Origin of the sequence: Pseudorhodoferax aquiterrae (genome assembly GCF_014652235.1) — a bacterium.
Taxonomy (GTDB): domain Bacteria; phylum Pseudomonadota; class Gammaproteobacteria; order Burkholderiales; family Burkholderiaceae_C; genus Pseudorhodoferax; species Pseudorhodoferax aquiterrae.
The window spans coordinates 83,762-105,419 of the sequence record NZ_BMYK01000001.1; the positions used below are offsets into that span (position 1 = coordinate 83,762).

19 protein-coding genes and 1 tRNA gene are annotated in these 21,658 nt (G+C 69.4%); 7 read left to right on the forward strand and 13 right to left on the reverse strand.

Annotated elements, in window-relative coordinates; genetic code table 11:
* Positions 1–17: 17 nt before the first annotated feature.
* Complete coding sequence (locus tag IE209_RS00365) at positions 18–170, reverse strand: rubredoxin (RefSeq protein ID WP_056664812.1); 153 nt, start codon at positions 168–170, stop codon at positions 18–20.
* 154 nt (positions 171–324) lie between these two features.
* Between IE209_RS00365 and thiD the strand changes: the two genes are divergently transcribed.
* The 3 genes from thiD (at position 325) to IE209_RS00380 (ending at position 3,472) form a co-directional block, all read left to right on the forward strand.
* Positions 325–1,269: a bifunctional hydroxymethylpyrimidine kinase/phosphomethylpyrimidine kinase gene (gene thiD, locus IE209_RS00370; protein WP_189685057.1), complete on the forward strand. Its 945-nt coding sequence runs from the start codon at positions 325–327 to the stop codon at positions 1,267–1,269.
* Positions 1,270–1,274: 5 nt separating this feature from the next.
* Positions 1,275–2,576, forward strand: coding sequence for a glutamate-1-semialdehyde 2,1-aminomutase (gene hemL, locus IE209_RS00375; RefSeq protein WP_189685058.1), 1,302 nt, complete (start codon positions 1,275–1,277; stop codon positions 2,574–2,576).
* A gap of 173 nt (positions 2,577–2,749) precedes the next feature.
* Positions 2,750–3,472, forward strand: a complete 723-nt coding sequence (locus tag IE209_RS00380) for a glycine zipper 2TM domain-containing protein (RefSeq protein WP_189685059.1) — start codon at positions 2,750–2,752, stop codon at positions 3,470–3,472.
* Positions 3,473–3,533: 61 nt separating this feature from the next.
* Here IE209_RS00380 and purH read toward each other — a convergent pair whose 3' ends face one another.
* Genes purH through dusB form a run of 3 tightly spaced genes read right to left on the reverse strand, consistent with a single transcriptional unit; the run spans position 3,534 to position 6,446 of the window.
* Complete coding sequence (gene purH, locus IE209_RS00385) at positions 3,534–5,138, reverse strand: bifunctional phosphoribosylaminoimidazolecarboxamide formyltransferase/IMP cyclohydrolase (protein WP_189685060.1); 1,605 nt, start codon at positions 5,136–5,138, stop codon at positions 3,534–3,536.
* Between the two features lie 37 nt (positions 5,139–5,175).
* Positions 5,176–5,412, reverse strand: coding sequence for a Fis family transcriptional regulator (locus tag IE209_RS00390; RefSeq protein WP_145544740.1), 237 nt, complete (start codon positions 5,410–5,412; stop codon positions 5,176–5,178).
* On the reverse strand, positions 5,409–6,446 hold the full coding sequence (gene dusB, locus IE209_RS00395; protein WP_189685061.1) for a tRNA dihydrouridine synthase DusB: 1,038 nt from the start codon (positions 6,444–6,446) through the stop codon (positions 5,409–5,411). Before dusB ends, IE209_RS00390 begins: the two co-directional genes overlap by 4 nt.
* Positions 6,447–6,566: 120 nt before the next feature.
* Between dusB and IE209_RS00400 the strand changes: the two genes are divergently transcribed.
* The gene (locus IE209_RS00400; protein WP_189685062.1) at positions 6,567–7,046 is read left to right on the forward strand and encodes a YqaA family protein; all 480 of its coding nucleotides are present in this window, start codon (positions 6,567–6,569) and stop codon (positions 7,044–7,046) included.
* A gap of 1 nt (position 7,047) precedes the next feature.
* Here the strand turns inward: IE209_RS00400 and IE209_RS00405 are convergent, their stop codons facing one another.
* From IE209_RS00405 to IE209_RS00435, 7 genes are all read right to left on the reverse strand, one after another.
* Positions 7,048–7,488 carry a DUF2501 domain-containing protein gene (locus IE209_RS00405; RefSeq protein ID WP_189685063.1) on the reverse strand — a complete coding sequence of 147 codons (441 nt, stop codon included), beginning with the start codon at positions 7,486–7,488 and terminating at the stop codon, positions 7,048–7,050.
* Between the two features lie 158 nt (positions 7,489–7,646).
* Positions 7,647–8,462, reverse strand: a complete 816-nt coding sequence (locus IE209_RS00410) for a THxN family PEP-CTERM protein (RefSeq protein WP_189685064.1) — start codon at positions 8,460–8,462, stop codon at positions 7,647–7,649.
* Positions 8,463–9,003: 541 nt separating this feature from the next.
* Positions 9,004–9,078 (reverse strand) — tRNA-Arg (locus IE209_RS00415).
* 40 nt (positions 9,079–9,118) lie between these two features.
* Positions 9,119–13,183: a translocation/assembly module TamB domain-containing protein gene (locus IE209_RS00420; RefSeq protein ID WP_189685065.1), complete on the reverse strand. Its 4,065-nt coding sequence runs from the start codon at positions 13,181–13,183 to the stop codon at positions 9,119–9,121.
* Positions 13,183–15,132 (reverse strand): autotransporter assembly complex protein TamA, encoded by a 1,950-nt coding sequence (locus IE209_RS00425; protein WP_189685066.1) that lies wholly within the window; start codon positions 15,130–15,132, stop codon positions 13,183–13,185. Before IE209_RS00425 ends, IE209_RS00420 begins: the two co-directional genes overlap by 1 nt.
* Before the next feature lie 4 nt (positions 15,133–15,136).
* Complete coding sequence (locus IE209_RS00430) at positions 15,137–16,330, reverse strand: vWA domain-containing protein (protein ID WP_145544799.1); 1,194 nt, start codon at positions 16,328–16,330, stop codon at positions 15,137–15,139.
* Between the two features lie 31 nt (positions 16,331–16,361).
* Positions 16,362–17,216, reverse strand: a complete 855-nt coding sequence (locus IE209_RS00435; RefSeq protein ID WP_145544800.1) for an AAA family ATPase — start codon at positions 17,214–17,216, stop codon at positions 16,362–16,364.
* An 87-nt stretch (positions 17,217–17,303) separates the two neighbouring features.
* Here IE209_RS00435 and IE209_RS00440 point away from each other — a divergent pair, with 87 nt between their 5' ends.
* Complete coding sequence (locus IE209_RS00440; protein ID WP_189685067.1) at positions 17,304–17,987, forward strand: c-type cytochrome; 684 nt, start codon at positions 17,304–17,306, stop codon at positions 17,985–17,987.
* 47 nt (positions 17,988–18,034) lie between these two features.
* Here the strand turns inward: IE209_RS00440 and IE209_RS00445 are convergent, their stop codons facing one another.
* Positions 18,035–18,469 carry a DUF1841 family protein gene (locus tag IE209_RS00445; protein ID WP_189685068.1) on the reverse strand — a complete coding sequence of 145 codons (435 nt, stop codon included), beginning with the start codon at positions 18,467–18,469 and terminating at the stop codon, positions 18,035–18,037.
* Positions 18,470–18,553: 84 nt separating this feature from the next.
* Here IE209_RS00445 and pcaF point away from each other — a divergent pair, with 84 nt between their 5' ends.
* A complete protein-coding gene (gene pcaF, locus IE209_RS00450; RefSeq protein ID WP_189685069.1) occupies positions 18,554–19,759 on the forward strand; it encodes a 3-oxoadipyl-CoA thiolase in 1,206 nt (401 codons plus the stop codon).
* Between the two features lie 22 nt (positions 19,760–19,781).
* The gene (locus tag IE209_RS00455) at positions 19,782–21,095 is read left to right on the forward strand and encodes an amidohydrolase (RefSeq protein WP_189685070.1); all 1,314 of its coding nucleotides are present in this window, start codon (positions 19,782–19,784) and stop codon (positions 21,093–21,095) included.
* 3 nt (positions 21,096–21,098) lie between these two features.
* On the opposite strand, the gene IE209_RS00460 is transcribed toward IE209_RS00455, so the two are convergent.
* Complete coding sequence (locus IE209_RS00460; RefSeq protein WP_189685071.1) at positions 21,099–21,644, reverse strand: surface-adhesin E family protein; 546 nt, start codon at positions 21,642–21,644, stop codon at positions 21,099–21,101.
* Positions 21,645–21,658 lie beyond the last annotated feature (14 nt).

Here is a 21,658-nt window from a genome sequence, read left to right on the forward strand (position 1 = left end):
TGCTCCTGTGCCGATGGTCAGATCTGGACCATCTCGAAGTCTTCCTTGCGCGCGCCGCACTCGGGGCAGGTCCAGTTCATCGGGACATCGGCCCACAGGGTGCCTGGCGCGATGCCATCGTCCGGCGCGCCTGCCGCTTCGTCGTAAATCCAGCCGCAGATCAGGCACATCCAGGTTTTAGGGTCGGTCACAGTGTTCGGGGGCGTTCCAATAGAATGCCGGCGATTGTATAGAGGCGTCCTGGGCGCAACGCCCGGTGGCAAAGGCGCCAGCGCACGCTGCTCCACCCCTCATTCCCACGGTCGCAAGCCCGCCGCCATCCGCATGAACGACTCTGCCGCATCCCCTGGTTCCGAGCCCGACGCGCCTGCCACGGACGAGGACGCCGGCCCGGCCTGCGTGCTGGTCTTCAACGCCAACGACCCGAGCGGCGCGGGCGGCCTGTCGGCCGATGCCGTGGCCATCGCCTCGGTGGGCGCGCACGCGCTGCCGGTGGTCACGGGCAGCTACGCGCGCGACAGCGCCGAGATCTTCGACCATTTCGATTTCGACGAGGAAGCCGTCACCGAGCAGGCCCGCGCCGTGCTCGAGGACATGGCGGTGCAGGTCATCAAGGTCGGCTTCGTCGGCAGCCCCGAGAACCTCTCGGCCATCGCGGAGCTGACCGCCGACTACGCCGACCTGCCCGTGGTGGCCTACATGCCCAACCTGTCGTGGTGGGAAGAGGACCAGATCGACGCCTACCTGGACGCCTTCCAGGAACTGATGCTGCCGCAGACCACGGTGCTGGTGGGCAACCACAGCACGCTGTGGCGCTGGCTGCTGCCGGACTGGAGCAGCCAGCGCAGCCCTTCGCCGCGCGACATCGCCAAGGCCGCTGCCGACAAGGGCGCGCCCTACACGCTGGTGACCGGCGTGCTGCTGCCGGACCAGCACGTGGACAACGTGCTGGCTACGCCGCAGACGGTGCTCGCCAATGCCCGCTTCGAGTTGTTCGAGGCGCAGTTCACGGGCGCCGGCGACACGCTGTCGGCGGCCCTCGCCGCCTTGCTGGCCAGCGGCGCCGAACTCAACGAGGCCGTGGGCGAGGCGCTGACCTACCTGGACCAAAGCCTGGACGGCGGTTTCCGCCCCGGCATGGGCCATGTGCTGCCCGATCGCATGTTCTGGGCCCAGCCCGAAGAGGGTGAAGAGGGCGAGGACGCCGAAGCGGGCGATGACGACGACGCGCCCGAGGCCGACAACGACGCAGGCGCCGTGCGCCACTGACCACCATGAGCACCAACGAAGAACTGTTCGCACGCGCGCAGCGCGTGATTCCCGGCGGCGTGAACTCCCCCGTGCGCGCCTTCCGCGCCGTCGGCGGCGTGCCGCGCTTCGTGCAGCGCGCCCAGGGCCCTTACTTCTGGGACGCAGAGGGCCGGCGCTACATCGACTACATCGGCTCCTGGGGCCCGATGATCCTGGGCCACGGCCACCCGGCCGTGCTGGCGGCCGTGCAGGAAGCGGCCGTGCAGGGCTTCTCGTTCGGCGCGCCGACCGAGCGCGAGATCGAGCTGGCCGAGGCCATCCTCGCGCACCTGCCGTCCATGGACATGGTGCGCCTGGTCAGCTCGGGCACCGAGGCCGCGATGAGCGCGATCCGGCTGGCGCGCGGCGCCACCGGCCGCAAGAAGATCATCAAGTTCGAGGGCTGCTACCACGGCCACGCCGACGCGTTGCTGGTCAAGGCCGGCTCGGGCCTGGCGACCTTCGGCAACCCGACCAGCGCCGGCGTGCCGCCCGAGGTGGTGCAGGACACGCTGGTGCTCGCGTACAACGACCTCGCCGGCCTGGAGCAGGCCTTCGCCGAGCATGGCGCGGCGCTGGCCTGCCTCATGATCGAGCCGATCGCAGGCAACATGAACTTCGTGCGCGCGAGCGTGCCCTTCGTCCGGCGCTGCCGCGAGCTGTGCACGCAGCATGGCGCGCTGTTCGTGTTCGACGAGGTCATGACGGGCTTCCGCGTGGCATTGGGCGGCGCCCAGAGCGTCTACGCGCGCGAGATCCCGGGCTTCGTGCCCGACATCACGGTGCTGGGCAAGGTCATCGGCGGCGGCATGCCGCTGGCCGCCTTCGGCGGGCGCCGCGCGGTGATGGAACAGCTGGCGCCGCTGGGCCCGGTCTACCAGGCCGGCACGCTGTCGGGCAACCCCGTGGCCACGGCCTGCGGTCTGGCCACGTTGAAGGAAATCGGCAAGCCCGGCTTCTACGAAGCACTGGCCCGGCGCACCCAGGCCCTGGTGGCCGGGTTGCGGCAGGTTGCGGCCGAGGAGGGTGTGCCCTTCAGCGGCGACAGCGAAGGCGGCATGTTCGGCTTCTTCCTGCTGGACGCGCTGCCGCAGAACTACCACACCGTCATGACCACCGATGGCGCGCGCTTCAACACCCTGTTCCACGGCCTGCTCGAACGCGGTGTGTACATCGCGCCCGCACTGTATGAAGCCGGGTTCGTCAGCGCGGCGCACAGCGACGAGGACATCGCGCAGACCGTGGACGCGGCCCGCGCCGTGTTCCGCTTGTTGGGCCGGGGATGATCGCCCGCCGTCAACCCCGCGCGGTCGACGGGCGTTGAAAAGCCTGTGTAAAGGCCTAAACTTTTGGCAGGCCCACAGGTCTCAAGAAAACGCCGGGCCGCCCCAAGTTTTCTTGCTCCCCTCGGGGGACGGGCCAGGCGTAGCTTGGCCCTAGGGGCTGATGAAGGATCACCATGAAAAAGCTTTCGCTTCTTGCCGGCGCCAGCCTGCTGAGCGCCTCGGTGCTGGCCCAGGAATACGGCACGGTGATCTCGGCCACGCCGGTCATGCAGCAGGTGGCCGTGCCGCGCCTGGTCTGCAACAACCAGCAGGTCGTCACGGCGTCACGGCCTTCCGGCGCGGGTGCCGTGATCGGTGCCATCGCGGGCGGGGTGATCGGCAGCGCCTTCGGCGGCGGCAGCGGCCACGCGGCGGCGACCGCGATCGGCGCGCTGGGCGGCGCCGTGGTCGGCAACCAGGTCGAAGGGCAGCAGCCCGACCAGGTCCGCACCGTGCAGAACTGCAGCACGCAGACCTTCTACCAGAACCAGACCTCGTACTACGACGTGGTCTACGAGTACGCCGGCCGGCGCTACCAGGTGCAGATGGCCAACGACCCGGGCCCGACCGTGCCGCTGCAGGTCACGCCCATCGGCAGCGTGCCGCCGGTGCAGCAGGCGCCGGTGCGCGCGCCGGCCCGCATCATCTCCAGCACGACCTATGTGCAACCGGCCACGGTCTACCAGACCGAGCCGGTGACCACGGTCTACGAATCGGCCCCGACCTACTACAGCCCGCCCTCCTATGTGGCGCCGCTGGCCATCGGCATCGGCCTGGGCGTGATCGGCGCCAACCTGTCGCACCGGCATCACGGCCCGCCGCCGCGCTACTACTACGGGCGCCCGCATTGGCGCTGAAGCCCCTGGCATGAAAAAAGCCCGCTGCAGAGCGGGCTTTTTGTTGGGCCGCTCCCGTGGCTCAGTGGCGGAAGTGCCGCACGCCCGAGAACACCATGGCCACGCCGCGCTCGTCGGCGGCATCGATGACCTCCTGGTCGCGCATGGAGCCGCCGGGCTGGATCACGCAGGTCGCACCCGCGTCCACCACCACGTCCAGTCCGTCGCGGAACGGGAAGAAGGCGTCGCTCGCCACCACCGTGCCGGCCAGCGAGAGCTTGGCATGCTCGGCCTTGATGCTGGCGATGCGGGCCGAGTCCAGGCGGCTCATCTGGCCTGCGCCCACGCCCATGGTCATGCCGTTCTTGCAGAACACGATGGCGTTGCTCTTGACGTACTTGGCGACCTTCCAGGCGAACAGCAGATCCTGCAATTCTTCCGGCGTGGGCTGTTTCTTCGTGACGACCTTGAGGTCGGCCAGCTGCAACTCGTGGTTGTCGGCGGTCTGGATCAACAGGCCCGAGCCGATGCGCTTGACGTCCATGGCGTTGCGGCCGTTGTCCCAGTCGGTCGCGCCGCCCGCGGGCAGGGCGATCTGCAGCACGCGCACGTTCTGCTTGGCCTTGGTGGACTGGAACAGCGCCAGCGCTTCATCGCTGTAGCCGGGGGCCATCAGCACTTCGACGAACTGCTTGTGCACGGCCTCGGCCGCGGCCAGGTCGACCGGGCGGTTGAAGGCGATGATGCCGCCGAAGGCCGAGGTCGGGTCGGTCTGGAAGGCCTTGCTGTAGGCCTCCAGCGCGTCCTTGCCGACGGCGACGCCGCAGGGGTTGGCGTGCTTGACGATCACGCAGGCCGGCACGTCGAAGCTCTTGACGCACTCCCAGGCGGCGTCGGCATCGGCGATGTTGTTGTACGAGAGTTCCTTGCCCTGCAGCTGGCGGGCAGAGACCAGCGAGCCGGGCGCGGGGTACAGGTCGCGGTAGAAGGCGGCCTGCTGGTGCGGGTTCTCGCCGTAACGCAGATCCTGCAGCTTGACGAAGCGGCCATTGCTCTGGGCCGGGAACAGCGCGCGCACGGGCGAGGGCTGGCCGGCACTGGCCTCGAAGTCCACGGCCGACAGGAAGTCGCTGATGGCGCCGTCGTAGTCGGCGATGCGGTTGAACGCGGCCACCGACAGCGCGAAACGCGTCTTGTCCGAGAGCTTGCCCTTGCCGGCCTGCAACTCGGCCAGCACGGCCTCGTACTGCGAGGCGTCGGTCAGCACGGCCACGTCCTGCCAGTTCTTGGCGGCGCTGCGCACCATGGCGGGTCCACCGATGTCGATGTTCTCGATCGCGTCTTCCAGCGTGCAGCCCGGCTTGGCCACGGTGGCCTCGAACGGGTACAGGTTCACGACCAGCAGGTCGATGGTTTCGATGCCGTGCTCGGCCAGCGCGGCCATGTGGGCCGGCAGCCCGCGGCGCGCCAGCAGGCCGCCGTGGATCTTGGGATGCAGCGTCTTGACGCGGCCGTCCAGCATCTCGGGGAAGCCGGTGTGGTCGGCGACCTCGGTCACCGGCAGGCCGGCATCGGCCAGCAGCTTGGCGGTGCCGCCGGTGGACAGCAGCTTGACGCCCAGCGCATGCAGGCCCTGGGCCAGCGCCAGCACGCCGGTCTTGTCGGAAACGGAGATCAGTGCATTCATCGGATGGAGGGGAAAAAGCGGGGAAAAGGGAGAAAGCTCACTTGATGAGCTTGTGGTCGACGAGCTTCTTGCGCAGGGTGTTGCGGTTCAGGCCCAGCCATTCGGCCGCACGCGACTGGTTGTGCTCGGCATGCTGCATGACGACCTCGAGCATGGGGCGCTCGACGGCGCGGATCATCATGTCGTAGACGCCGTTCGGTTCGATGCCATGCAGGTCCTTCAGGTAGGTTTCCAGGCTGCTGCGCACGCACTCTTCGATACTCTTCTTGCTCACGCTGCGCTCTCCTCCAGAAGTTCGTCGCTGGGGACGGTGACGGGCATGCGCTCCTGAAGGCTGCCCATCTCGTCCATGAATTCGGCCACAGCGGCCAGTTGTTCGGTCGGCTGCTCGAGCCGGTTCATGCGCTGGCGGAACGCCTCGCCGCCCGGCAGCTGGCGCACGTACCAGCCAATGTGCTTGCGCGCCGAGCGCACGCCCGTGTACTCGCCGTACAGCGCGTAGTGCTCGGCCAGGTGCTCCAGCAGCAGGCGGCGGACCTCGGCCACGAGTGGCGGCGCCAGGTGTTCACCGGTCGCCAGGAAGTGCACGACCTCGCGGAAGATCCAGGGCTGGCCCTGGGCCGCACGGCCGATCATGACGGCGTCCGCGCCCGTGGCGTCCAGTACTTCGCGCGCACGTTGCGGCGTGGTGATGTCGCCGTTGGCCACGACCGGCACGCGCACCGCGGCCTTCACGGCGGCGATGGTCTCGTACTCGGCCTGGCCGCTGTAGCCCTGCTCGCGCGTGCGGCCGTGCACGGTCAGCATCTGCACGCCCACGCTCTCGAAGGCGCGCGCCAGCACCACGGCATTGCGCTGCTCGGCGCACCAGCCGGTGCGCATCTTGAGCGTGACCGGCACGTTCTGCGGTGCGCAGACGGCCACCACGGCCTCGGCGATGGCCACGGCCAGCGCCTCGTTCTGCATCAGGGCCGAGCCGGCCCACTTGTTGCAGACCTTCTTGGCCGGGCAGCCCATGTTGATGTCGATGATCTGGGCGCCGCGCTCCAGGTTGTAGGCGGCGGCCTCGGCCATCATCTCCGGATCGGTGCCGGCGATCTGCACGGCGATGGGTGCCACCTCGCCGGTGTGGTCGGCGCGGCGCGACGTCTTCAAAGACGTCCACAGGTCGCGCCGCGAGGTCACCATCTCGCTGACCGCGTAGCCGGCCCCGAGCTGCTTGCACAGCCGGCGGAACGGGCGGTCCGTCACCCCGGCCATGGGGGCGGCAAACACGTTGTTCGCCAAAGTGAACTGGCCGATCTGCATGCAGGGTGAAGGGGAGGGGGCGGAGGCGGGGGAGAGATTCTAGCTGCCTCAAATTTCAGCAATTGAAACGGTTGCCTGCCTACAAGGCGGGCGCTGGGCGGGCCCTATACTGCCCCGCTCATGGAAGCCTGGCTGAACCAACTGCTGAGCGCGCTGGCGCTGCCCGAGTTCGGCCTGAGCACGGTGTTCGTCGTGTCCTTCATCTCGGCGACGCTGCTGCCGCTGGGTTCCGAACCCGTGGTGTTCGGCCTGGTCAAGCTCAACCCGGAGATGTTCTGGCCGGCCATCGCGGTGGCCACCGTGGGCAACACGCTGGGCGGTGCGGTGGACTGGTGGCTGGGCTATGGCGCGCACAAGGTAGCCGATCGGTACAGCCATTCCTCGCACCATGTGCGGGTGCTGGGCTGGCTGCAGCGGCTGGGGCCCAAGGCCTGCCTGCTGGCCTGGCTGCCCGCGGTGGGCGATCCGCTCTGTGCGGTGGCGGGCTGGCTGCGGCTGCCGTTCTGGCCCTGCCTGTTCTACATGGCCATCGGCAAGTTCCTGCGCTATCTGGTCATGACGGGGTCGCTGGTCTGGGCCTTCCCCGGCGTCTGGCACTGACTCAGATCAGCGACTTGGCGTTGTCGAGCACGTACTCGCAGGCCTTGTCCTTGAGCTGGTCCTGCAGCTTGCCCATGTCGAAGGACTTGCCGTCGCTGCCGCTCAGCATGCCGGACAGGCCGCTCTGGTAGCCCTTGTCCTGCGTCTCCTTGCCGCCGCCCAGGCCGATCTTGCCGAGCAGCTTGTCCTTGATGCCGGCCGCGCCGCCGGCCAGGTACTTGCGCTCGATGCAGTACTGCAGCACGCCGGCCGCGTTGCTGGCCGTGCCGCTGCCGATGCTGGGCAGGCCCAGGCCGCCCAGCATGCCGGCTGCGCCGCCACTGCTGCCGGCGCCCAGCTGTTCGCCGGCGGCGCTCCGGAGCTTGTCGAGCGGGCTGGCCGCGTGCGCCGACAGGGCGGTGAGCAAGGCGAGCGCAATGGCGCAGGTGCGAGGTACGGGCATGGTGGCGTCCTGGTCGAGGCGGGTGAGGAACAGCGCCAAATTCTAGGCCGTGAAGATGACCGGGCGGCCCAAGCGCGCGGCTCCGGGCCGCGGCACGGTCGGGCCGCGCAGATGCAAAAAACCCCGCCGAAGCGGGGTTGGCTCAGAACACCGGGCGCTCAGCGCTTGTGCTGCTGGCGGCGGCGCAGACCAGCCATGCCCAGCAGGCCCGCACCGATCAGGGCGAGGGTCGCCGGCTCGGGAACTTCCGTCGCGACCAAGCGGAACGCGAAGTCCACGGTGTAGTCCTGGCCTTCGGGCGTCGCGAAGCCGAAGCAGCCCGCCTGGTAGCCGGCGGCGACGCACTGTGCATCGCTCAGCTCGGTGAAGGCCGGGTCGGAGATGAACTCGAAGCTGTACTCGTAGCCGTTGTAGGTGAACGACTCGCCGAAGCCGCCCACCAGCACGAAGATGTCGCTGCAGGGCGTGGCCTCCGGTGCAGACGGGCAGGTGTTGTTGGTGTTGGGCGTTTCCGTGAAGAACACGCTGTAGGAGGTCTCGAACAGCTTGTCCACGCCGTTGGCGGACAGGCTCAGCGTCGAGTCGATCTTGGTCGTGCTCAGCGTCCAGCTGTTGGCACCCAGCGCGGAGTTGTTGTAGTGGGTGTAGCTGTTGGCCGGGACGAATCCGCCATTGGTGGCGACCATGCCGTCGGAGGGCGAGTTGGTGATCTCCAGGCCACTGCGGGTGCCGGCGGCGATGCTGCCGCCGTTCTGGCCCCACTGCAGCAGATTCGAACTGGTCCAGTAGCCAGTGGAGGGGTTCACCGGCCCTGGGTTCGTGCCCGAATTCACGAAGGTCGTGACACTGGGGTCCGTGTCGAATGCGCTCGTCACCTGGTAGGTCCAGTTGGCGACGGGGGCGGCACTCGCTGCCGATGCTGCCAGGACGAGCGCGGCGGCCAGGGCGACGCGGCTCGGTTTCAAAGAACGCATTGCATTTCCTTTGCGTTGGGGGATGAACAGGTCTGGGACCCGGCGAGCGCACATATGCGCAAAAGCTGTGCCTGTTCTGTTTTTGCGTCTAATCACGCGTACTTGGCGCTACCAAACGGCGCAGAGCCACGCGGATGGCGTCAAAAAAATCGACGCTCTGGCGATTTGCCCTCTTGTATCAAAACGAAAATCAGCGTAGGAGAACGCTTACGGTTGGAAACGAGGTGCTGCATTTCGCGCCCTTTTTTGCCTTTGCGAGACCATCTGGACGGCGCGCCGTGCCATCCGCTGGGGAGACGAGACCGCAGTTCGAGATGTTGATGGTCAGAAAAGGACCGTCGGCAAGGACGGATCCGGGCCGGATTCCTGTAAGAGTGGCCGTCATCGGAAATCTCCTACATCCGCTGACACGGCGCCTTGGTCCGGCTCTTCGACTGCGGTTTGACGCGCAGCCATGGTGGGAGTGAAGTGATCGCGGCCTGTGCAGGCTTGTGGCGCTGCGGCGCGCCTGCGGTGAGGCGCCCGGCGGCCAGGGGTCGCCTGGTCCCCTCGACAGGAATCGAACCTGTATCTAGCGCTTAGGAGGCACTCGTTCTATCCATTGAACTACGAGGAGGCGCGGGCGCGCATTGTAGGGGCCCCGCACCGGGCACCCCTCAGTCGTAGCTCAGCGTGTAGATCAGGTCCACGCCGCTCTTGAGACCGGCCTGGCCGCGCAGCGCGAGGTTGCGCGTGAGGTCGTAGAAGATGTAGAGGGTTCCCAGGCTGCCGGCCAGGCTGGCCTCGTAGGTCACGTAGATCTGGTCGGTCAGGCGCTTGCCCAGCGTGAGCGCCGAGCCGCTGGCGTCCTCGCCCGTGGTCGCCCCTTTGAAGCCGATCTCGTCCAGGCCGAAGCGGCTGGCGAAGTTGCCACCGCCGCCCTTGGGGCCGAAGCCTCCCAACAGCGCCAGTGCGGCCTGCTGCATGACGGCGGCCTCGGCGCCGCCGCCGGCCGTGGAGCGGCCCAGCAGCATCCAGGACAGCGTCTCGGCGTCGGTCAGCTGCGGCGAGGAGTACAGCGCCACGCGCGGCGACTGGGCCGTGCCCGTGATCTGCACGCCGGCCTTCTGCTCCAGGTTGGGCCGGATCGCGAGGATGTTGAGCGAGGGGTTGTCGTAGGGGCCGTTGAAGTTGGCCACGCCCGATTCCACGTCCAACTGCTGGCCGTAGGCGCGGTAGCGCCCGTTCACGGTCTGGATCTGGCCCGTCACACGGGGCTGGCCACCGCTGTTGGCGTTGGCCACGATGTCGATCCTGCCGCCCAGGCGCGTGGTCAGGCCGTGGCCCTGGACCGCGAAGTCGCGGCCCATGTCCAGGCTCACGGCGATGTCCGGGGGCTTGGCCGGCTGGGCCTTGGCCTGCTTGGCGGCCGCGGCATCGGCGCTGGCCTTCTCGCGCGCCTGGCGCGCGCGGGCCTCCGCGTCGATCGCGGCCGAACGGACGCTGACGTCGCTGCCCAGCGTGGGCGCGGTCTCGTCGGGCAGGATGACCACGCCGCGGTCGGTCGTCAGCGCGCCGCGCACACGGATCTGGCCCTGGTCCATGCCGGCCTGCAACTGGCCCGAAACCGTGACCTGGCGGTCGCTGCGCACCAGCACGCGCAGGCTGCGCAGCTGGGCGTTCAGGTCCATTGCGATGCCGGACCGGTCGGCGGCCGCGGGATCCCACTGCACGTTGCCCGACAGGCGCAGCTCGCCGCCGTCGCGCGCTGCCTCGCTGCTGACCGTGCTGAGGTTGCCGGCCGGACCGGCGATGCGCACGCGGCTGGCGGCGCCACCCTTGAGCGTCAGCTCGTCCAGCGTCAGGCGGTTGCCCTGCAGCCGCGCGCGGAGCCGGCCGTCCTTGAGTTCCACGCCTTCCACTGCCGCGCGCACGGCCAGGCCGTCGGCCGACAGCGTGCCGTTCCATTGCGGCGCGCTGCGCGTGCCGGCCAATGACGCATCGGCCGCCAGCGTGCCGTCGATGCGCCAGGCCGGCGGCGCGAACATGGACCACACGCCCACGTTGGGCACGCGCGCCGTGAGCCGCCCGGACAACGGGGCGTCCGCGGGCCAGGCGAAGCCGCCGCCGGCCGCGGCGATGCGCGTGCGCACGTCGGCCTGCGCCTCACCGGCGCGCGTGCTGTTCCAGAACAGCTGGGCGCGCACGTCCTCGCCCTGGGCGTCGACCGTGAGCTCGGCGCGCTGGATGCCGGCCGGCGTGGCCGGCGCATCGGCCGGGCGGCCGTTGTCGATGGTGGTTTCGCGCGGCGTGCCCGTGCCCTCGGTGTGGATGCGCCGGACCAGCGCGCCCTCGCCGGCGCGCACGAGCAGGTCGCCGCTGCGCCGGACCAGCCTGGCGCTGGCGCGCAAGGGGCCGGTGGTGTCGATGGCCCAGTCGCCGTCGAACACCAGGTCGCCGCCGATGCCGCTTTGCGCCATCTGGGGTGCCAGCGCCTCGGCCCAGGCCATGGACAGGCCCAGCACGCGGCCGCTGCCGCGCACTTGCCAGGCCGGCGTGGGCGTGGCCGCCGTCTGCGCCAGCAGCAGCGGCTGCCATTGCAACTGCAGCGCGTCCGGACCGGGGCCTCGCAGCGTGGCACTGCTGGCCGATGCATCGAGCTGCCAGAGCGGGGATGCACCGCGGCGCAGCATGGCCGACAACGGCTGCTGCAGCGACAGCTGCCAGGGCTGCTGGTCGGTGCCGCCGGCCACACCGCTGGCCGAGGCCTGCAGCTCGCTGACGGCCAGGCGCCACTGCTCGCGGCCCGCGATGCCACCGCTGGCGCGCGTGCGCAGCCGGATCTGCTGCGGACCCATGGCGGCGCGCCCGTCCACGGCCAGCTGGGCATCGGCGGGGTTGCCGGACAGCCGCGCCGCGATGTCGCGCAGCGCGATGGACTGGGGCGTGGCGGGGTCGGCGCCGGGCAGTTGCAGGTCCAGCCGCGGCGCGGCCAGCGCCAGTTCGATGGCCAGGCCGCGCTGCACGGTGGAGGGCTGCGCCAGCTGCTGCTGCAGCTGGGCCCAGCCGCCTTGCCAGCGCAGGTCTAGCTGCGCGTTGCCGGCCACCGACGCGCCTGCGAAGGCCTGCTCCAGCCCGGGCAGGCTGGACAGCCAGCGCTGCAGGGCCGCAGCGTCGCGCAGGTCCACGCGGGCCTGGGCCTGGCCGCGCGTGGCGGCGACGTCGCCTTCGAGGCGGGCCTGCAGGCCGGGGGCCTGCAGCTCGAGCTTGCCGGCGCCGGCCCGCGTGTCCAGTTGCGCACGCAGCTGGCCCGCGACACGCGCTGGGCCGGCATCGACGCGCAGCGCGTCGAGCTCCAGCTGTTGCGTGGCGGTGCGGTACAGGCCGCGCGCCTGCAGCAGGTCCAGCCGCGGCGCGGCCGGTACACCGGCACGTGCGGCGGCGGCCTGCAGGCCGGCATCGAAGCGGACCACGGCGTCCTGCTGGTCGGCCTTGGCCGTGCCCGAGACGGGCGAGGCGTCCAGCGTGGAGTAGAGCAGCGCAGGCTGGATGCCTTCGATGCGCGCCTCGGCCTGCCAGCGCAGGGGCTGCGGGCTGTAGCGGGCCTGCAGCGCGACGCGGCCCTTGCCGAGTTCGAGTTCGGCCTGCGGCACGGTCCAGTCCTGGCCGTCCAGCCGGGCCGTGGCCTGCACGCCGGCCAGTGGCAGGCCTTGCTTGTCCCAAGGGCCGGGCAAGGCATTGCGCGCCTGCAGCTCGGCCTGCCAGGCCGTGGGGGCGCCAGGCGTCGCGGGCGCCACGGGGCCGGCGCGCAGCGTGCCCGACAGGTCGGTGCGTGGCGCGCCGGGCACGAAGCGCGCGGCATCGATGCGCTGGAAATCGGCCAGTGCGCGCAGCACGGGTTGGTGTTGCCAGGGCGCGATGTCGGCGTCCAGCGTGGCGCGCATGCCTTCGTCGCCGCCGGCCGGGGCCACCTGGCCCGTGATCTTGAGTTGCCCGTCCGGCTGCGCGAGCTGCCCGCGCACCGTGGCCTCGGCCTGCACCGTCAGCGGCGCGCTGCCCTCGACCATGGGCGCGCGGATCGCGCCGCGCAGCTGCGCATCGAGGGCCATGGGCGCGGCGCCCTGCAGCGTGACCTGGCCCTGGTAGCGGCCGTCGGCCACTTCCACGCCGTCGAGCTGGAGCTGGTGGCTGCCGCCCGCGTAGCGGTAGCGGCCGGCCAGCGCCTTCACCGTCAGCGTGGGGGCGGTCGGGTCGGCGCCGTAGACGATCTCGCGCACGTCGAATGGCAGTTCGATGTCCACCGGCAGCACCAGCTGCTGCAGCGGCTCGGCCGGCGGCTGCTCGGGCTGCGGCGCGCCGGGCACGAGCTGCAGCTTGCCGATCTGCAACTGGTCGACCTGCACACGGCGCGACAGCAGCGGCCGCAGCTGCCAGCGCAGCTGCAGGTTGGTCACTTCGACGGCCATGGCCGGGCCCTGCCAGCGCAGCCAGGCGATGCGACCGCCCTGGCGCAGCGCGCCCTCGGCGTCGCGGGTCTGCAGCGTCTGGCCGGCCGGCAGGTGGCGGCTGGCGAACGCGAGCACGGTAGGCAGCGACTGCGGCTGGCCGCTCCACCACCAGCCGTAGGCGCCCAGCCCGACGAGCGCCGTGCCCAGGCCGGCCGCCGTCCAGCCGAGGGCGCGCAGCAGGCGCCGGCGCGGCCGCGGCGGCGTGGGGGAGGCCGGGGGCGTGGACGACGCCATCAGAACGTGAACCCCAGCCGCAGATGGATGCTGATGCCGCCCTCGCCGAAGCCGTGGGCGATGTCGGCCTGCACCAGCCCGACCGGGCTGTACCAGCGCATGCCGCCGCCGGCGCCGACCTTGTACTGGAAGTCGGCCGCGCGGTCGGCCACCGAACCGGTGTCGACGAAGGCCACGGCCTCGAAGTCGGTCAGCGCGCCGTTCCAGACGATGGGGTGCTGCAGCTCCACGCTGCCGACCGCCATGTAGCGGCCGGCCACCGTGGTGTCGTTGACATAGCTCGCACCGATCTGGCGGTAGCCGAAGCCGCGCACCGTGGTGTCGCCGCCGGTCAGGAACAACTGGGTGGACGGGATCTGCGCCGCGTCGGCCGCGACCACCGCACCCGCTTCGGCACGCAGCTGCAATCGGGCGCGGCGCGCGCGCGACTCGGCCTCCGTGGCACCGCCCGCGCGCACCTGGTACAGCGGCACGTAGCCCAGCCAGCGCGCCACCGTGCGCGTGTAGGGGTACTGGCCGCCCAGCAGCGTGGTGCCCACGCCGGCCTCGATCTGCAGGCCCTGGCCGCGCCGCGGCCGGCTGTTGTTGTCGAAGTAGCGGCCGGTCCAGCCCCAGTTCAGGCTCACGGTGGAGGCCGGCGGCGGCGCGTTGGCGCCGGAACTGCGCGCGTAGTCGTACTGCGCGAAGTAGCTGCGGTCGATGTGGTCGGTGGACTTGCTGCGACCGTAGCGCAGGCTGCCCGAGAGCACGTCGAAGCTGCCCGAGCGCTCGCGCTGCACCAGCCCGCTGCCGAACCAGCGCCACAGCCGCGCGTCCAGCAGGCCGAACAGCGAGGTGCCCAGCGACTGGTTCTTGTTGTCCAGCGACAGGCGCGACACGGCACGCCAGTCCAGCAGCGGGATCTTGTTGTGGATGTGGTCCACCGACAGCCGGGGGCCGGTGTCGGTGGTGTAGCCCACGCCGAACACGAGCTTTTGCAGGGGCGCTTCGCGCACCTGGGCGATCACGGGCACGTTCTGGGGATCGGTGCCGTCCGTGTCCAGCGTCAGGAACACCGATTCGTAAAAGCCGCTGGAGGCCAGTCGCGCCTGCGTGTCCAGGAGCTTTTGCTGGTCGTACTCCTGGCCCGTGGGCAGCTGCGCGATGCGCACCGCGTTGAGCGGGCTGTAGCGTTCGCTGCCGCGGATCTGCAGATCGCCGAAGCGGTAGGCCGGGCCCGAATCGAACTGCACGCCGAGGTCGGCCAGCTGCCGGTCGGCATCGACCTGGGCACGGCTGTCGGCGATGCGGCCCAGCGGGTAGCGCCGCGCCGTGAGCTGGCGCTGGGCCGCGCTCTTGGCCCCGTCCCAGCCGGACTGGGTGAATTCGGCGCCGCTGCGCAGCGACCAGTTGCGTTCGATGGCCTGGCGCCGGCGTTCGGCCTGCGAGTTCTCGGCGGCGATGGCGCCGCTGAAGTCCAGCTTGACCTCGCCCACGCGCGTGATGGGGCCGGGCTCCACCGTGATGAGGATGGCATGGTCGGCGCGCTCGCCGCCGGGGGTGTCCTGCAGCTCCAGCGTCAGCGTCGGCGTGAAGTAGCCCAGCGTGCCCAGCAACTGGCGCGCGTTGGGCTCGGCCGCGGCCATCAGGCGCGAGATCTCGGCCAGGGACAGGTCGTCGAGCCGGCGGTAGCGCTGCAGATCCAGGTGGGTCTCGAGCAGCTCGCGTGCGGGGTCGGGGCCGCGCACCTCGACCGTGAAGTTGTCGCGACGGCCATCGCGCTCGGACTTGTCCGCATCCTTGGCGGCGGCCTCGCTGGGCATGACCTGGGTGCCGTCGGCTCCACTGGCGTTGGCCGGTGTCGGTTCGGGGGCGGGGCGGAGCAGGCCGCATCCCGGAAGCACCAGAACCGCCACCAACAAAAACGCCGGCCACGAGGCCGGCGCACGCTTCGCCACCGCCAAGAACATCAAATCATTTTGACAGCAGGCGCATGGCTTCCTCGAGCCCTTTGAGCGTCAGGGGATACATCCTGTTGCCCATGAGCTGCTGGATCACGCTGATGCTCTGGCGGTATTGCCATACCCCCTGGGGCTCGGGATTGATCCACGCGAACTTGGGAAACGCGTGCGTGAGGCGCTGCAACCACTCGGCGCCGGGCTCTTCGTTGTTGTATTCCACGCTGCCGCCAGGTTGCAAGATTTCGTAAGGACTCATGGTCGCGTCGCCCACGAAGATGAGCTTGTAGTCCTTGTTGTACTTGCGGATGATGTCCCAGGTCGGGAACTTCTCGGAGAAGCGCCGGCGGTTGTTTTTCCACATGAAGTCGTAGACGCAGTTGTGGAAGTAGTAGAACTCCAGGTGCTTGAACTCGGTCTTGGTGGCCGAGAACAATTCCTCCACGCGCGCGATGTGCTCGTCCATGGTGCCGCCCACGTCCATGAGCAGCAGCACCTTCACGTTGTTGTGGCGCTCGGGCACCATCTTGATGTCCAGGTAGCCGGCGTTGGCAGCCGTGGAGCGGATGGTGTCGTCCAGGTCCAGCTCTTCGGCCAGCCCTTCGCGCGCGAATTTGCGCAGCCGGCGCAGCGCCACCTTGATGTTGCGCGTGCCCAGTTCCTGGCTGTCGTCGTAGTCCTTGTAGGCGCGCTGGTCCCAGACCTTCACGGCGCTCTTGTTGCGGCCCTTCTCCTGGCCGATGCGGATGCCCTGCGGGTTGAAGCCGTTGGCGCCGAAGGGCGAGGTGCCGCCCGTGCCGATCCACTTGCTGCCGCCTTCGTGCCGCTCCTTCTGCTCCTCGAAGCGCTTCTTGAGCGTCTCCATGAGCTCGTCCCAGCCCATCTTCTCGATCTTGGCCTTCTCTTCGGGCGAGAGCTCGAGCTCGAGGTTCTTGCGTAGCCACTCGAGCGGGATGTCCTTGGTGAAGTCTGCCAGCATCTCCACGCCCTTGAAGTAGGCGGCGAAGGCGCGGTCGAATTTGTCGTAGTGCTTCTCGTCCTTCACCAGGGCGGTGCGCGACAGGTAGTAGAAGTCGTCGATCGCGTAGGCGCCGTCGGGGCTGGCCGGCCCGACCACGCCCTGCTTGACCGCGTCGAGCAGCATCAGGTATTCCTTGACCGAGACCGGCAGCTTGGCCGAGCGCAGGGTGTAGAAGAAGTCGATCAGCATGCCTGGGCTCCTCGCACGGTGTCGCGGGCGCTCAGCGGTTGTTCCGCTGCATGAACACCAGCTTCTCGAACAGCGTCACGTCCTGTTCGTTCTTGAGCAGCGCCCCCACCAGCGGCGGCACGGCCACCTTGTCGTCCTTGCTCTGCAGCGCCTCGGCCGGGATGTCCTCGGCCACCAGCAGCTTGAGCCAGTCCAGCAGTTCGGAGGTCGAGGGCTTCTTCTTGAGGCCGGGCAGGTTGCGCACGTCGTAGAAGGTCTTCATCGCTGCCGTGAGCAGCTCCTTCTTGAGGCCCGGGAAGTGCACGTCCACGATCTGCTGCATGGTCGCCGCATCGGGGAACTTGATGTAGTGGAAAAAGCAGCGGCGCAGAAATGCGTCGGGCAATTCCTTTTCGTTGTTCGAGGTGATGAAAACCAGCGGCCGGTGTTTGGCGCGGATCAGTTCGCGGGTTTCATAGCAATAGAACTCCATGCGGTCGAGTTCGCGCAGCAGGTCGTTCGGAAACTCGATGTCGGCCTTGTCGATCTCATCGATCAGCAGCGCCACCGGCTGCTCGGCCGTGAAGGCCTGCCACAGCACACCCTTGACGATGTAGTTGTGGATGTCCTTCACACGCTCCCCGCCGTCCACGTCCGCCAACTGCGAATCGCGCAGGCGGCTCACCGCGTCGTACTCGTACAGGCCTTGCTGGGCCTTGGTGGTCGACTTGATGTGCCATTGCAGCAGCGGCAGGTTCAGCGCGCTGGCCACTTCCTCGGCCAGCATGGTCTTGCCCGTGCCGGGCTCGCCCTTGACCAGCAGCGGACGCTTGAGCGTGGCGGCCGCATTCACTGCCAGCATCAGATCTTGCGTGGCAACGTAGTTGTTCGAGCCTTGGAATTTCATGGAGTCTGGAGGGGGGGATTGGGAGACGTGCCGGCTATACTCGATTGCTGCATCCGGCCTGATTTCACTTGAGATTGTGCGCGCAAAATGAATAAATTGAAGACCACGGTGTTTGCAATGGCTGTCGCATCGGTGACGGCTTTGGGCCTTCCCGCGATGGCCCAGCAAATCAAAGGAGACCCCAAAGCCGGCTTGGGCAAAGCCGACATGTGCATCGGTTGCCACGGCATCGTCGGCTACCAGACGGCCTTTCCCGAGGTCTACAAGGTGCCCAAGATCTCGGGCCAGGGCGCTCCCTACATCGCGGCGGCGCTCAACGCCTACAAGACCGGCGACCGGCGCCATCCGTCCATGCGCGGCATCGCCGAGTCCCTGACCGACCAGGACATCGCCGACCTCGCGGCCTTCTACAGCACCCACGTGGAAGACGCGCCCACGCCGCCCGAGCAGGCCAAGGAGCCCAGTGCCCAGGTCGCCGCGCTGCTGCAAAAGGGCGCCTGCGTGTCCTGCCATGGCGCCAACTTCGCCAAGCCCATCGACGGCAGCTACCCCAAGATCGCGGGCCAGCATGCCGACTACCTGTTCGTCGCGCTGAAGGCCTACAAGACCGGTGCCAGCACGGGCCTCGTCGGCCGCTCCAACGGCGTGATGGCGCCGCTGGCCAAGCAGTTCTCCAACGCCGAACTCAAGTCCATCGCGAACTACCTGGCCAGCCTGGAAGGCGGCCTGCAGGTCGTGCCCGAGTCGCGCTTTCGCACTTCGCAGAAGTAAGGCCAAGGCCTGCCGGACACAGCCCGCCACGTGCGGGCTTTTTCATGTCAATCCTGCGTGGCGCGGCGCTGCACGCAGTCGATGTAGGCCTGGCCATCGGGCGGCCGGCCGGCGCGCTGGCTCTCCCACATCATGCGGCCCAGGCATTCCATGACCTCGTGGTGGGCGTCGTGCAGCGAGCGGCGCCGCCGCTCCAGCAGTTCGACGGCCTGGCGGATGCCGCGCGGCTGGTCGATCGAGCACTGCTCGCTGATCGACAGGTGCATGGACAGGTGCAGGAACGGGTTCTGCTGCCCGTCCTGGCCGTCGTAGACGCGGGCCACGGCCGCGTCCGCATCCAGCAGGTCGGCGTGGTATTCGGGATGCTCGGCGATCCACTGGCTGGCCAGGGTCTCGATGGCCTCCATGGGCTGGCCGGCGACGGCCTTGGCGTGCGCGCCGCAGAAGAAGCGGCGCACGTCCGCTTGCGAGGGATTGAACATGCGGCCGAGCCTAGCATGCGGGTCTTCCCGGGGCGAGGGCCTGCCTAGAATGACCTGCGAACCCCCTTTGCCGAGGAGACCACCGTGAGCAGCCAGGCCTTCATCTGCGATGCCATCCGCACCCCCTTCGGCCGCTACGGCGGTGCGCTGTCCGGCGTGCGCGCCGACGACCTCGGCGCCGTGCCGATCAAGGCGCTCATGGCGCGCAACCCCAAGGTCGACTGGCAGGCCCTGACGGACGTGCTGTATGGCTGCGCCAACCAGGCCGGCGAGGACAACCGCAACGTGGCGCGCATGTCGGCGCTGCTGGCCGGCCTGCCCATCGAGGTGCCCGGCGCGACCATCAACCGGCTCTGCGGTTCGGGCCTGGACGCGGTGGGCAGCGCGGCGCGCGCGATCCGCGCCGGCGAGGCCGGCCTGATGCTCGCCGGCGGCGTGGAAAGCATGAGCCGCGCGCCCTTCGTGATGCCAAAGGCCGACACCGCCTTCAGCCGCGCCAACGCGGTCTACGACACCACCATCGGCTGGCGCTTCGTCAACAAGCGCATGAAGGATCTCTACGGCGTGGACTCCATGCCCGAGACGGCCGAGAACGTGGCCATGGAGCACAAGATCGGCCGCGAGGTGCAGGACCGCATGGCGCTGGCCAGCCAGCAGAAGGCCGTGGCGGCGCAGCAATCCGGCTTCTTCGATGCCGAGATCACGCCCGTGCTGGTGCCGCAGAAGAAGGGCGACGCCCTCGCCGTGACGAAGGACGAGCACCCGCGCGAAACCAGCCTGGAGGCGCTGGCCATGCTCAAGGGCGTGGTGCGGCCCGACGGCAGCGTGACGGCCGGCAACGCCAGCGGCGTCAACGACGGTGCCTGCGCGCTGCTGCTGGCCGACGAAAAGAGCGCGGCTTTTCACGGCCTCACGCCCAGGGCCCGCGTGGTCGGCATGGCCACGGCCGGCGTGGCGCCGCGCGTGATGGGCATCGGCCCGGCGCCGGCAACGCAGAAGGTGCTGGCGCAGACCGGCATCGCGCTCGCGCAGCTGGACGTGATCGAACTCAACGAGGCCTTCGCGGCCCAGGGCCTGGCGGTGCTGCGCGCGCTGGGCATCGCCGACGACGACCCGCGCGTGAACCCCAACGGCGGCGCCATCGCGCTGGGCCACCCGCTGGGCGCCAGCGGCGCGCGCCTGGCCACCACGGCCGTGAACCAGCTGCACAGGAGCGGCGGCCGCTACGCGCTGTGCACCATGTGCATCGGCGTGGGCCAGGGCATCGCCGTCGTGCTCGAACGTGTTTGACAACCGAAGAAGGAACAACAAGATGTCCAAACCCTCCCTCCGCCTGAGCGTGCTGGCCGGCCTGTTGGGCCTGGCCGCGGGCTGCGCCACGGCGCAGACGCAGCAGCAGGTCGCGCCGCTCGTCAACGGCATGTACGGCGCGTTAGAAGCGCTCTACAAGGATCTGCACGCCCATCCCGAGCTCGCCTTCCAGGAGGTGCGCACGGCCGCGAAGATGGCCGAGGAGATGCGCAAGCTGGGCTTCGAGGTGACCGAGAAGGTGGGCGGCACGGGCGTGGTGGCGCTGCTGCGCAACGGCGCCGGCCCCACGGTGCTGGTGCGTACCGAACTGGACGCGCTGCCGATGGAGGAGAAGACCGGCCTGCCCTACGCAAGCCAGGTGAAGGCCCAGTACGCGGGCCGCGAGACCTTCGTCGCGCACAGCTGCGCGCACGACCTGCACATGGCCAGCTGGGTCGGCGCGGCGCGCACGCTGGTCGCGCTCAAAAGCCAGTGGAAGGGCACGCTGATGTTCGTCGCCCAACCTGCAGAGGAGACCGTCTCGGGCGCCAAGGCCATGCTGGCCGACGGCCTGTTCACGCGCTTTCCCAAACCCGATTTCGCGTTCGCGCTGCACAGCTCGCCCTCGCCCTACGGCTTCGTCGGCTACCGGTCCGGTCCGACCAGCTCGAACTCCGACGCGCTGGAGATCATCTTCAAGGGCCGCGGCGGCCATGGCTCGGCGCCCGACAAGACCATCGACCCGATCACCATCGCGGCGCGCTTCATCACCGACGTGCAGACCGTGGTCAGCCGCGAGAAGGACCCGGCCGAGTTCGGCGTGGTGACCATCGGCGCGGTGCAGGGCGGCACGGTGGGCAACATCATCCCGGACACCGTGGTGCTGCGCGGCACCATCCGTTCCTACCAGCCGCAGGTGCGCGAGAAGCTGCTGGCCGGCATCCGCCGCACGGCGCTGGCGGCCGCGGCCATGGGCGGCGCGCCCGAGCCGCAGGTGGAGCTCGTGCCCGGCGGCGCGGCCATCGTCAACGACGCTGCCGTGGTCGAGCGCACCACGGCCGCGCTCAAGGCCGCGCTGCCCGGCGTGCAGGTCGCGCAGGTGCCGCCCATCACGGCCAGCGAGGACTTCTCGGAGTTCCTCAACGCGGGCGTGCCCGGCATGATGTTCTTCGTCGGCGTATCAAAGCCCGAGGACGTGGCGGCCGCGATGAAGCCGGGCGGCAAGCCGCTGCCGTTCAACCACTCGCCCTTTTTCGCGCCCGTGCCGGAGCCGTCCATCAAGACCAGCGTGCAGGCCATGAGCGTGGCCGTGCTGACGGCCCTGGGCGCGCCGTAGGCCTCAGCGCTTGGGGGCTTCAGGCTCCAGCGGGGTGTGGACGGGCAGGGGTTGCGCTGCCGGTGCGGGCGGCGGGGCCACCGGCTCGGCCGGCGGTGCCGCGACGGGCGCCGCGGCCAGCTGTTCATCCCTGCGGAGGTAGGCGCAGGCCGCGCGGTGCATGGCCTCTTCCGGCTCGCCGGGCACGATGGCCGTGAAATGGCGCGATTCGCGCTCGCTGACGAGCACGCGGCCCTGGCCCATCGGGCCTTCGTAGTAGAGCCGCGCAAGCAAGCGCATGCTGAAGTCCTTGCAGTCGAACTCCAGCCGCTGCTTGAACGAGCGCACCTCGTACAGCCCCCAGCGGTGTGGCACCGCATAGTCCACCAGGAACCACGACTGGCGCGGGTTGGGCAGGAAGGTCCCGACGAACGGGTTGTGGCGTGAGCGCTCGGTGCCGGGCTCCTGGTAGACGGTCATGCCGCTGCTCGCGGGCAGCGGCAGCTCGGTCCATTCGGCCGCGGTGGCGCAGGCACAGGCAAGCAACAGGGGAATCGGCAGAAAGCGCATGGTCACCGGGCTTA